Source organism: Alkalinema sp. FACHB-956, assembly GCF_014697025.1.
In the GTDB taxonomy this organism is placed as follows: domain Bacteria; phylum Cyanobacteriota; class Cyanobacteriia; order Leptolyngbyales; family Leptolyngbyaceae; genus Alkalinema.
On the sequence record NZ_JACJRC010000001.1, the window covers coordinates 182337 to 194891 of the forward strand.

At 47.1% G+C, this 12555-nt stretch carries 6 protein-coding genes; 3 read left to right on the plus strand and 3 right to left on the minus strand.

The features are described from left to right. Positions 1-63: 63 nt before the first annotated feature. Positions 64-1893 carry a tetratricopeptide repeat protein gene (locus H6G21_RS00810; RefSeq protein WP_190569517.1) on the minus strand — a complete coding sequence of 610 codons (1830 nt, stop codon included), beginning with the start codon at positions 1891-1893 and terminating at the stop codon, positions 64-66. Between the two features lie 507 nt (positions 1894-2400). On the opposite strand from H6G21_RS00810, the gene recN reads away from it, so the two are divergent. Continuing rightward, positions 2401-4260 (plus strand): DNA repair protein RecN, encoded by a 1860-nt coding sequence (recN, locus tag H6G21_RS00815; protein ID WP_190569519.1) that lies wholly within the window; start codon positions 2401-2403, stop codon positions 4258-4260. 271 nt (positions 4261-4531) lie between these two features. Here recN and H6G21_RS00820 read toward each other — a convergent pair whose 3' ends face one another. Continuing rightward, on the minus strand, positions 4532-4897 hold the full coding sequence (locus H6G21_RS00820; RefSeq protein WP_190569521.1) for a hypothetical protein: 366 nt from the start codon (positions 4895-4897) through the stop codon (positions 4532-4534). Between the two features lie 650 nt (positions 4898-5547). Here H6G21_RS00820 and H6G21_RS25930 point away from each other — a divergent pair. Further along, the gene (locus H6G21_RS25930) at positions 5548-5670 is read left to right on the plus strand and encodes a hypothetical protein (protein WP_277875228.1); all 123 of its coding nucleotides are present in this window, start codon (positions 5548-5550) and stop codon (positions 5668-5670) included. Between the two features lie 206 nt (positions 5671-5876). On the opposite strand, the gene H6G21_RS00825 is transcribed toward H6G21_RS25930, so the two are convergent. Beyond that, positions 5877-11159: an ATP-binding protein gene (locus tag H6G21_RS00825; protein WP_190569523.1), complete on the minus strand. Its 5283-nt coding sequence runs from the start codon at positions 11157-11159 to the stop codon at positions 5877-5879. 920 nt (positions 11160-12079) lie between these two features. Here H6G21_RS00825 and H6G21_RS00830 point away from each other — a divergent pair. Beyond that, positions 12080-12307 (plus strand): hypothetical protein, encoded by a 228-nt coding sequence (locus tag H6G21_RS00830; protein WP_190569525.1) that lies wholly within the window; start codon positions 12080-12082, stop codon positions 12305-12307. Positions 12308-12555 lie beyond the last annotated feature (248 nt).

A 12555-nucleotide genomic window follows, 5' to 3' on the forward strand; every position in this document is an offset into this window, starting at 1 on the left:
AGACTGAATCAGCCCTTACGTTTAGTAAATCACGTTCGTCTCAGGATGGCAGTCGGGTTTCGCCTACTCTTTGGGAGGGGATTCCTGTAAGGTTGCCGCAATGGAGTCTAGCCAGGATGCCCCATCCTGGGGATCCAAACGCAGGATTTGCACGGTCGGGTACCAGGGGGTCGTTAATTTTGTATTGCCCCAGACCCAATGTCCCGTCGTTGGCAGCACTAACCACACGGGTTTACCGAGGGCCGCTGCAAGATGAGCCGCTTCGCAATCGATGGTGAGCAGCCCGTCCAATGCCGCGATCGCCTGGATTAACTCGGCGCGATCGGTGCAAGTTTGCGGTGGAATTCCAGCCTGTTCCAGTTGGGCCTGCTCCTCGGCGGTGAGGTGGGATTGCAGGCTGACCCAGGGCTGGGAGGGTGGGAGGGCCGCTAAGAGTTGCGCTAGGGGGAACGCGCCGGGAGCATTGGGGCTGTCTGCGGTACGGTTTGACCAGATTAGACCGATGGGTTTGAGGAGATTGGGGGGCGTTGGACGGGAGGGCAGGAGGGGGAAAGGGGGTAGCAGGGTAGGAGAGGGGGAGAAAGCATGGGGCAGACTTCCTAGGGGAATTTGGAGGGCGCAGTCGGGCACAGGATCGCCTTTGGCAATTACTTGGGTCAGGCCGGGAAGGTTGGCGAGTAGGGGAACGATCGCCCGATCGCATTCCACAATGACCTGGGCTCCTTGCTTGACCAGTTGGGGTAAATAGCGACTGCAAATCAGGGTTTGGCCTAAGTCCTGCTCGGCCCAGACCAGAATTTTTTTACCCGCGATCGCGCCACCGTCCCAGCGAGGAATTTTGCGGTGGCGGGGAATTTGCTGTTGCAGGTAGCTGGGGGCTTGCCAACGCCATTCGTATTCCGCAAAGCCTTCCGTTAGGTGACCGATCGCTAACAGGGCTTGGCTGAGCTGGAAGTGGGCTTGGGCAAAGTCGGGCTGGAGGTCGATCGCGGTGCGGAAACAGGTAATGGCGCTGGGCAGTTCTCCCTGGTCTTGCCAGAGTTGCCCCAGGTTGCTGTAGGCGGCGGCGTTATCTGGTTGGTAGGCGAGGGTCTGTTGCAGGTGGGCGATCGCTAAATTCGGCTGACCTTCGGCTTGCAGAATCAGGGCCAAATTCTGGTGGGTGGGGGCGTGGCGGGAGTCTAGTTTGAGGGCGAGGAGGTAGTGCACCTTGGCAGCGGCAAAGTCGCCGATCGATTGGTGCAGGTTGCCGAGGTTGAATTGCAGGTTGGGGTCGAAGGGTTGCAGTTCTGCGGCGCGGCGGTAATAGCCCAGGGCGGATTCTGGGTTGCCCTTTTCTTGCAGGGCATTGGCGAGGTTGATTTGGGCGGTGACGGCGTTGGGGGTGAGGGCGAGGCTCTGGCGGAAGGTGGCGATCGCGGCTTCCAGTTGGCCGAGGGATTGCAGCAGGGTGCCCAGGTTGGTCAAGGCTTGGGGGAAGTCCGGCTGGAGGGCGATCGCGGTGTGGTAAGCGTCTAAGGCGGCCTCTGGTTGCTCCAGCAGTACCAACAGGTTGCCGAGGTTGTAGTGGGCGGTGGCATCTTCCGGGGCCAGTTCCACGGCCTGTTGCAGGGCTTCCAAGGCGCTGGGGAGTTGCCCGATCGCCTGCAAGGCTACCCCCAAGTTGCGAAAGGCTTCGGCGTAGTTGGGTTGTACCTCTGTGGCGGCGAGGTAATGGACGATCGCTTCCCGCAATTCACCCCGCTGATAGTAGACGGAACCCAGCAAATTCAGCATGGCGGGGTGATCGGGGGCGATTTGGATGACTTGGCGCGCCATCCATTCAGCGCGATCCCAATTGCCCGACTGGAAGGCGGTAAAAGCGGCGTTAATGGCGTCAGGAACAGTCAGCATTGCAGGAATTCACCCATCGAGAAGGAAGCTTGCGCTTTAAAATTAAAGGCGACTCAGCGGTTTTTGAGAGGTTGTTTTTGAGCGTTTTTTGGTACAAGGTGTTGAAAGAGGTTGTTACCAGGTTATTGGTCAAACCTTGAGTCGATCGTGGGATGGAGATTCTCGCTGGTGGCTGGGATTCGATCCCCCTAAATCCCCCTTAAAAAGGGGGACTTTGAATGTGTTTTTTCCGGTTCCCCCTTTTTTTTCCGGTTCCCCCTTTTTTAAGGGGGGCTAGGGGGGATCGAAACTTGAGCGATCGACGATGGCGATTCTGGTTCAATCCTTGTTTTTTGCGATATTCTGGCACAGTTGTGTCAGTTCAAGTGTATTAATCTGGCTAATGGATATACAGTGGATTGTCGCTTGGCTCAGATTCCCCCGATCGCGGGCTGTTGCTGCCCAATCTTCTCAATTTATCCCTACCATTAATTAATCCCCGCCTGTATTCTTTCCTTTAGCTTGCCCATGTTGCTGTCCCTCAAGATCGAAAATTTTGCGCTGATTGATCAACTTGACCTGACCTTTGGGGCGGGGCTGAATGTGCTGACGGGAGAAACCGGGGCGGGGAAGTCGATCATTTTGGACGCGATCGATGCGGTGCTGGGGGGCAAGACCTCGGGGCGGGCGGTGCGCACGGGGGAGGAACGGGCGCTGATTGAAGGGCAGTTCCAATTGCGGCCAGAGTTGCAGGCTTGGTTGGGCCAGGAAGGGATTGAAGCGAACCCTGGGGCAACTTTAGTTTGCACGCGGGAAATTTTTGCCAGTGGCAGTGCTCGCAGCAAGTCGCGGGTGAATGGCGTGACGGTGAATCGCCAACAGATGGAAAGCCTGCGGGAACTGTTGGTGGAGATTACGGCCCAGGGGCAAACGGTGCAAATTGGGCAGGCGGGGGTGCAGCGGGACTGGCTGGATAGCTTTGGGGGGGAGAAGCTGCTGAAGCTGCGGGAGCGGGTGAGTGAGAAGTTTGCGGCTTATCAGCAAGCGGCGCGGACGCTGGAGCAACGGCAGCAGATGGAGGCTCAGCGCTTGCAGCAGTTGGATCTGTTTGAGTACCAGTTGAAGGAGTTAAATATTGCCAACCTCAGCGACCCGAATGAGTTGGAGGAGTTAGAAAATGAGCGCAATCGCCTCAGCCACAGTGTGGAGCTGCAACAGCAGAGTTATCTGATCTATCAAATGCTCTACCAGAATGAAACTGGGGGGGAAGCGTTGGCCTGTGCGGATCTGCTGGGGCAGGCGGAGCAACGGCTGCTGGATATGGTGGAGTATGACAGCCAGTTGCAGCCGATTTTGGATTTGGTGGCCAATGCCTTGGCGCAGGTGGAGCAGGCGGGACGGGAAATTAATCTCTACGGTGAAAATATTGAGGCGGATCCGCACAGGCTTCAGGAGGTGCAGGAGCGCATTGTAGAGTTGAAGGCGATCTGTCGGAAGTATGGGCCGACGCTGGCGGATGCGATCGCGCTTCAGGAGAATCTGCAAGCGGAGATGGACGTTTTGACGGGGGGTGGGCAATCGCTGGCGGATTTGGAGGCGATCGCCCAGGAACGGAAGGCGGCACTGGTGGAGGCTTGTGGTAAGTTAACCCAGTTGCGGCAGGCGGCGGCAGAAACGCTGGAAACGCAGTTGGTGGCGGAGTTGAAGCCGTTGGCGATGGAGAAGGTGAAGTTCCAGGTGGGGATTGCGCCGATCGCGGCGACGCCTGCGGGGGCCGATCGCATTACCTATCTGATTAGTCCGAATCCGGGGGAGCCGTTGCAGCCGTTGACGGAAATTGCGTCCGGTGGGGAAATGAGTCGATTTTTGTTGGCGTTGCAGGCTTGTTTTTCCCAGGTGGATGCGGTGGGGACGTTGGTGTTTGATGAGATTGATGCGGGGGTGTCGGGCCGGGTGGCGGGGGCGATCGCGCAGAAGTTACACCATCTCAGTTTGCATCATCAGGTGTTGTGTGTGACGCACCAACCGATCGTGGCGGCGATGGCGGATCAGCATTTTCGGGTGAGTAAGCAGGTGATTGATCCGGAGAATGCTGGGCAGCAGGCTAAGGATAACAGTAAGGTGGAGAATTTGCGAACGGTGGTGAGGATTCAGCCGTTGGATGAGGGGGAACGGCGGTTGGAGTTGGCGCAGATTGCGAGTGGGGATGTGGTGCAGGCTGCGAATGGTTCAGCTAAGGCGGCGATCGATTTTGCGGAGTCGCTGTTGACTCAGGCGGCGAATATTCGGGATGGGCAGCAGGTGGAGGTGGTTGAAGTGGTATCGCAAACGGTGGTGAAGAAAGCGGGGAAACCGAAAAGAAAAGCTAATAAATCAAAGGTGGGTTAGAAGGGAGAGTGGAAGGGGCGATCGTAAAATCAACTAACGGTTCGCGTCACCAGCCGTAGGCTGACTTTGCTGCTCACTATCATAGCTCATCGGTCTGGTGCACGCGAATTGTTATGCTGTTTGCAAAAACAATTTTTCACATTTTACAGCGGATTGCGTAACGACAAGGAACAGATACAACGCCTGAATCCCGTTCTGCTGTGGGCTGCTGTATCGATCAGTCGAGCAAAGGGCTGTATATCAAGAATTCTGATTTCAGGAACGTGGATCGTTATAAGTCCGGAAAAAGTCCGTGCACTTCTTCAAGCAAAGTATTTGCAAAGTCTATAATTCGAGATATGCTTGAAGATTCCAGAGCATTAGGATCAGCCCAGAAACTTGACATTTTGTCACAATCTTGTGTTATTGAATAATTAACTTTTCTATAAGCCTGAGCAGCGTCAGACCAAAGTCGAGAAAGATTGGCTTCATGCTCATAATCTCGATTGTTCATTCCCAAGCGCACAATTTTACCAATATAAATTCTTGTTTCAGTTACAGCTTTTCGAATAATGGATGCTCGATCTTTGTCTGCGCTCTGAATTTTTGCCAAAGCTTCCTGAATCTTATCTAAAACCTGAATAGCATCTTGAAGCATATCTTACTAAGTCTTAATGCAAGTTGACAAAGTTAATATCCAGCTACATTACTTCTTGCTGGCGCAAGATTTAACGAATTTATAGTTAACCTTAACTAAAGCACTACAAGAAAACCTAATCTAGCTTGATTTCAAACACTGATAATTACAGCCCGTACTCTGCCCTCACTAAGGACTGAGCAGCATAACTAGATTTATATGGATCTGAGCAGATAACTACCTGGATGGGACTGTTATCCAACTTACTCCGCCTCAATCCGGGATAACGACATTATCCGGATTGAGGCGGATAATTCCGGTTTGGGTACATTATCCGGTAGTTCACGGTTTCCAATAGCTAATTTTTGGGAAATCTTAAGAGCAGAGGTAGTGCTGCCCAGTCAACTTTATCCCTGATTAGCGTCATGGATGACTGATTCTCCCAAATTGTTCGATCGCATCTATGAAACCTTCCAACTCAAGCACCTCAGCCCCAACATGGAGAATTGGTTGCGGTGTCAGTAGTCCTGCGGGACACTAATGCTTCTCAGTCGTTAACGTAGTGCCAATCCAAACGCACTGTGGTTAAGCATTGGGAAAGCGTTGGAATAGTCGATACAGGCTTGGGATCTGGGCTAAGTTGGTTTTTATTCGATTTTGCGGAGTCGCTGTTGACTCAGGCGGCGAATATTCGGGATGGGCAGCAGGTGGAGGTGGTTGAAGTGGTATCGCAAACGGTGGTGAAGAAAGCGGGGAAACCGAAAAGAAAAGCTAATAAATCGAAGGTGGGTTAGAAGGGATTGTGTAAGGGGCGATCGTAAAGTCAACTAGCGACCAAGCTCACCGGAAGCAGACAACTTTTGTGACTCAGCGAGGCACCTCGTGGCGTTCCGGTGCGGGACTATGTCATCTTGCGCTCCCCACCCCCACCACGACCTGCTTCACACATAGAAAAAACTTCTACAGCAATAACTCTTACTTACAAAACTAAAATTTAGACTCACAATATTTTACGAGATCGAATAAGATGTTGTCGAAGATAATATGCTCTTGAGGAAGCGGTTTCGACTATTGCATTGAGCAGAACCAAACATGACTCATGCAAATTTCTTGATAAAAGTCCCACTTGATCGACCTGTAGAAAATGTTGAATGGCTCTTTCCAAATAGAACGCAGTATTTCTCCCCGAAAATAGACGAGTTCCGCCTTGTTCTCTCTGATGTTTAGAGAGAATGTGTATTCCTAGTTCAAAGAAGATTGAGCGAAAGTGATACATAAGTGAGGCTAATGCTTCAAACACATCTGGATTATTTCCAGCATTTGTGACGAATTCAAGTAGCAAATCTTTCCCGAGTACAATGTCCTGATTCTCATAATCAACTTTTTGCCAACGCGTATGAGCACATAACATATTACGAATTAACTTTCGCATACTATCCTGATGCCTAGATCTTGATTCACTGGCAGCAAGACTGATAGCCAACTTTTGCAATTTCTGCGACAACTCTTTCCATAGTTGCCAGTAAACTTCCTTCTTATTTGCCCTTTCGGCAATAACAGCTACTTGCAAAGCTAAATAATCAATGAATTCGGGTGCTATATCGCAACCTGTTATTAGGTATTCAAGGTAGGGTTGAAAATTCAAATCTTGTAGACAGAATATATGCTTTGCGAAACGTTCTATGAAAGCGAGTCGAATTTTATAATGGATCTCCAAGTTCTTATCTCTTTCAGAACTATAAGTATGTTCTTGCTGCTCGGATTCAAAAGAGAGATTCAGGATGTTAGACAATAGTTTGATATGGCTAGATTCCCTTGACCCATCTGGTATCATCAAACATGGGCTTAAAAGATACCAATGGCTATAGGCTTGTAGAGTTATTTTTTCAAGTTCACCAGAAATCTCACCGTTTGCAAAGCGTTCACGAAATTCATCTTTCCTTTCTTGTAGCTTGGTAATCTCAGCCTCTTTATCAGCACCCTCTAGGCTATATATTCGTCTCTTTACAAATTGGTTATCTTGGTCTTGCTCAAAACGGGCATACTCAAGTGCCCCAATAATACATTTCTGTGCAAACTCAGAATCTCTTTTCCAAAGATGATTTCTGATACCCGCTGCTGCTTTATGCCGAACATTTTCATTAACGTGTGTTAGCGCAATAGCAATTAATTTTTTAACAATAAATTCCTCCTGTTTCTCAGAAACAAAATCCAATAAAATTGGAAGGATAGATGCCGCTGCCGCTGCACCATCATGATCAGTTGCATCAACAATTGCAGTTGAATTGTCTGAATCTGCATTCGCCATAACTGCTTGGATGATTAATTGAGCACACCACAAAACATCTTCTTTATTCAGTTCACTTGAATAGTCTCGTACAAAAACTGCTGCCGCCGTAACAATACCACCAAAGTACATTGCTGCTAGATTACTTACTGCACCAGCCTTAAGTTCTTCAAAAAGCTCTTTTGTCTCAGCAAGAGCTTCATGCCACGTTGCGTAGTATTCAGTCTCTAGCGGCTCGTTTTTAAACGTTTTCCTTGACCATACACAAAGGGTAGAGAATCGGTTTTGAACCTGCATCATTTCTTGAGTTTGCTGCTGAATATCCTTTAAATCAGGTTCTAAGCCTTCAGGCTCGAAAATAATTCTGTTATTCTCTTGGTCTTCAACAGGCTTCCAGCCACGACTGTCAATCCTATGCAAGAGGAATCGCATTGTTTCATCTTGAGGTTCAGATGCACGCAACAGATCAATTGCAGCAAGCGCCTCATCTCTCCATTCTGAAAACTGAAGGCGTACAACAAGCATTTCTAAATGCTCTTTTCGCCATGGACGCAGAGCGGCAGTACGCCGCTCTGCTGAATAAAGTTCAGAGAGTGGATCAAAACTAGAACGATGCCAATCAATTTCATTGCCGCCACATTCATGAATTGTTCGCTCTCGATCCATATGATACAACTCAGCAGTTCGTAGAAGTGGTAGCGCAGCTTTCCCAACTTTTAGAGAAAAACCTGTTGCTACAGAAGCTAAAACTGCTGTGGACATTACAGAATTACTACTTCTTAGAATATACTCAAACAGTAACTCTATTTGATTTGCCTCAAAGTGCTCCACGTATGCAATTAGCCAATTTTCAAGAGCCATTAGGGCACACATTAACAAGGTAGGAACGTAAGAACCTAAAGAGCAATTACGATATGCAGTCCACAAACGGCTAGAGCAATATTGGCTTATTAGCGAACCATCATTTAGGTGTATATTAACTTGCTCAATAAGAGGCTCAGAATTTCTAATCCTTAAATAATGGGACTGCTCTGGAGTATCTAAAGTTGAATGCGCATACTTGTCCGCCGTTATATTCAGAAAATGAAGAATAAAGTCGAGTCCTTTTCTAGAATGGAAATCTAGTAAGCTTTTGAATGGTCCCTTTGCTCCGCTAGCTGGTGAAAAGCTATCATTATGCGCATGAAGTCCAAAGCAACCAGCAACATTTCTTCCATTTATGTGGCGAGACCCATTACTATTACTAGACTCTGTAACTAACCATTCAAAAAGTGCTAGTTTGATTAGTGTGTCTGGGTCGTACTTGCAAAAGAAAGCGGCTTCAACTCCCTGAAAAGCCATTTTGCAAAACTCTTCAACATAATTTAGTCGGTGAGATCGCCTGAAATCGTCATCAGAATCATCATCAAGAATAGGTTGCAAAAGCTCTTCTTGATTAGTTCCCATAGCTTGTAAACGTTCTTCTAGCTCTTTGTTCTTATTGACATCACTAGGTATAACTTCTTCCTGATCTGCCAAACTATCAGCTTGATCCGCAAAAACATCGGTGTTTAAAAGACTTAAGAAATCTTCATGTATCGCCGGAATGGTTTTTATGATGATGCTGAGTAATTTCTTTCTGTCACCATTATCTCTGTAGGACTCCTTAAGAGGAGCTAAAAGGTGAAGAGCTAGTAACCCTGCTTCACGAGCTGGTAATGGTAGGTCTTCATTTAAATTTAATAGAGAAGACCAATTGTTTAAGACTGCTGTTACGTGTGGTATTAAATCCTCAAATAAAGAATCTCTGTTTTCAAATAGAAAACAAATTATGGCTTTCCATCCTTGACCATAGGGTCTAAGAAGTAAGGCATCAACTAAAGAGCTATCATCACTTTGTTTAAGTTTGGAAATAAATGTTGGATCTGGTGTTTGGCAAGCTATTCGCAGAATGAAGCAAAAACGTTTCAGAAGTTTTCCATCGTCTAAAAAAAGCCGATCCTTTAAGGAACTGAGGAATTTATCTGGATTATCGCCTTGAAGTATCGCAGCAATAGTTTCATCCTGCCAATAGCTCTGGATATCTTGACTAGTAAGAACAAAGCTCACAAAATCATCAACATTCTCGCCGCACCTTAACTTTTGATGAAGCCACAAGCGAAATGCACGGTTTATTGCGGGTTCATGACCGATTGCATCAAGGAAATCTTGTATTTTACCTGAATCTTTTCGATAAGCATCCTCAATATATTGGTCAAGCGCCCAGTCCTCTAGAACATCATGCGATGGACTAACAAGATCATTCGTGGAATCGCGACGAACTAAGTTATCTTCTTCGAGCTTGAATACAGCATCACCATCGAAATCAGCTTCAGGAACTCCATAGACCATTTGCTTAGCTCGACTGACTGCGATATTGATGAAGGCTTGCTTTCGCTTAAGCGGCATTCCATTTGCTCGATCTTGTTCTTTAGCAATTACATTTTGCCAGACTGCAATGCGGAACTCCTTTTCACCATCCTGAGACGTAAATTCCGTTCCAGTTTGAAGAACTCTGTATGCTAAATCTGCAAAAAACGGCGATTTTAGCAATGGTTTCAACTTCGGATTTTCAGAAATTTTTTGCAAGGGTTCAAGTCGTCCGCATAGATTCTGAACTTGATCATTACTAAAACCGCTTAACGTAAGTGTTTTAAAGTTAACTCCAAAAGGCTGAAGATAGTTAAATGTTATTTGTTGATACGCATAGTCACGACCAGTAGCAATCACAGTCCAACCTTGATGCTTGCTCAGTAATTGAAGCAAATCTGTAAACGCTGTTGTTTTATCTAACTCAAGAAGCTTTTCAAGCGACTCGATAGTTAAGTACTTTTTGGGCATTAAAGCGAAGCCTGCTTCTATATCAGAAAGTGAACTTCTTAAGCCCATTGCTGAAAAAACATTGTTAAGATGAGACTGCTCTAAATCCTCAGTGCGTAGACAGAATATAGGAGATATAGGAGCACTTTTACTGATATAGTCTGAAAACTCTCGTATCAAGCTAGATTTTCCAGAACCACGCTCTCCGGAAACGAAAATGAAGCTAGAGGTTTCAGTCAAACCAAGCAGTTCAGAGAATATATCCGGCTGCTCGATATGAAGTCCACCAATAGTAGTCCTTATACCACCTAAAATGTAATTACTATGTTCCTTGAGCTTAGTGATATCTGATGACCAACTGGAGAAACTAACAGTACTAAATGCAGTCCGAATACCTTCGGACAAAGTCTCTAAAGTGATTGTTCCTGCGGTTTGATTAAAGCCTTGAACCTCTTCAACAATATTTTTCCACAAAGATGGTGCGGATTCATTTGAATATTGGGCAATTAGAGAATGAAGTAAGGATAATGTGCTCCCTGATTCTGTATCTAAATCGTAACCAATGAGATGAAAGGCTTTTAAGAATTCCCAGAACTGCCCGTCAGAGACATCCATTTCACCATTAGCTGTCTTCAAATGCGTCTTGAACGCTTCCAACTTTTTCCTTTTTGCAGCACTACTAAAGTTGGAAGTATTAATTTTGGCAAAAAATTCTTCTTCATTTGCAGAGTGTCTTGCCCATTCCAGAATAGGTCGCACATCATGTATGTCAGTTGCACTTAGAGGTCCTGTGATAAGAGCCAAAGCATCAGTACTAAGATTGAAACTTTCATCCTTAAAATCATTCCAGGTACTTTGGATGACTTCTGCAAAGGTTTGATCTTTCGCTGTGATGCTCACATCGTGCTTGATTTGAGCTAGTAGCCTTGCTTCTCTATCTGTATCTGGCTGCTTGGCAAACACGATAAAATCATCAGTATTAAAGCCTGCATAGCGTCCTTGAAGCTTGATTTTTGTAATTGGAAATGGTGGCAGGCATGGTGCCAGCCGACCCGACAGCATAAGAACGGTAAAGGCTGCTTGAACCCGTGTTTCAAAATTTACTCCACCGCCTCCCGTTGAAAAGGGGTTACTTTGCTGTTTTGCTGCTTCTGGCATTGATCTTCAGTATTTTGTCTTCCTGGGCTTAATCCTTTTATCTTAGCTTTTCACCTTATGGATTGCCCTGAAGAAGTACATTTCAGAGATTCCTGCTAACACCTCAGATTAGGATCATAGGCAGACTAGTTTCAGTATAACGCCCCGTCCCAAACCCATGCCTCTGCTCAGAAAATTTTATAAATTGGAAAATAACTGTAACATCTATAGCAATCCGATCTGATTTATGAGCATACTCCGGCTCAAAGCTTTGCAGCTTTTGGATAGCTTTCTCACGATTCACGTCGGATTGCTATAGGTGCCCGCAGTCTATGGCACCAAAAGAACAACTACGCTCCAGCCGTTACTATTAGCGATCGCCCCTCCAGATACTAATGCATTGCACTAATTCCACTCGCTACGAAGTTGAGCAGAAGAACCATTGATCACAAGCTTCCCCTACACAATTGTTGAAATCCCTCAAAAGAATGGCTTGATCAGTTCTAATGGAACGCATCGCCAACCAATTACAAATGCAGCGACAAAAGCGATGAGTTTGCCCGTTAACCAAGGAATGCAATCTTGTAACCTTGCCGCTGCCAAATACCCTGTTGCCAGATGCCACGTTACCAAACATCACAACCTTGCAAACAATCGCAAAACAGTTGACAGCGCCCCAGTTTACCCCTAGGCTGGTTTCTCATAGCTGACTGCAACCGTGTTCGTAAAGTCCCGATCGCATCAGCTACGACCCCAAAAATTAAAGCGCTGCCCCAGTTGCGTCCAACAACGTAAGGCAGCTAAACCCCGAAGCTGATCTGACCAGCTAGGCGGTCTGACACGGATTGTAACATTCGATCGGGCCACCCTACTTGTCCTGCGCAAAAGGGTGGCTTTAATTTTTGGGATTTCCTCCCATCACCCCATTTAGGAGAAATCCCATGTTTACTGGCTTTGGCGGTACCGATCGCCCAGAAACTTCGATCGACGATTCCCGCAGACCGTTCCAAATCTACCTCCTCGGCACCCGCGAAGAGATCCAAACCACGATCAACCAACTACAAGTGGTGCGGTTTTGCGAGCGCATCCGCTGGAGTCCGCCCATCCCCGTCCTCGGCTCCGACTGGAAATACATCAGCATGATGGAACGCGATCGAGCACCAGAGTAATACCAAATCAACCTGTGATTGCAACCCATGACGATCCCCCTAAATCCCCCTTAAAAAGGGGGACTTTGAAAGAATTTGACTAAATTCCCCCCTTTTTAAGGGGGGCTAGGGGGGATCGGATCTGTAGCATTGATAAATCAATTTGGTATAAGGGCGATCGATCGGTTTTCCCAAGGGTTGTAAAAACCGGGATTTTTTGAACATCCCGGTTTTAGGCAAGGCACGATCAACGACCTTCGTGATTTCCT

Bases quoted from the DNA above. Each gene is read 5' to 3' on its own strand.
- H6G21_RS00810 (WP_190569517.1), bottom strand. From the start codon at position 1,893: ATGCTGACTGTTCCTGACGCCATTAACGCCGCTTTTACCGCCTTCCAG.
- recN (WP_190569519.1), top strand. From the start codon at position 2,401: ATGTTGCTGTCCCTCAAGATCGAAAATTTTGCGCTGATTGATCAACTT.
- H6G21_RS00820 (WP_190569521.1), bottom strand. From the start codon at position 4,897: ATGCTTCAAGATGCTATTCAGGTTTTAGATAAGATTCAGGAAGCTTTG.
- H6G21_RS00825 (WP_190569523.1), bottom strand. From the start codon at position 11,159: ATGCCAGAAGCAGCAAAACAGCAAAGTAACCCCTTTTCAACGGGAGGC.
- H6G21_RS00830 (WP_190569525.1), top strand. From the start codon at position 12,080: ATGTTTACTGGCTTTGGCGGTACCGATCGCCCAGAAACTTCGATCGAC.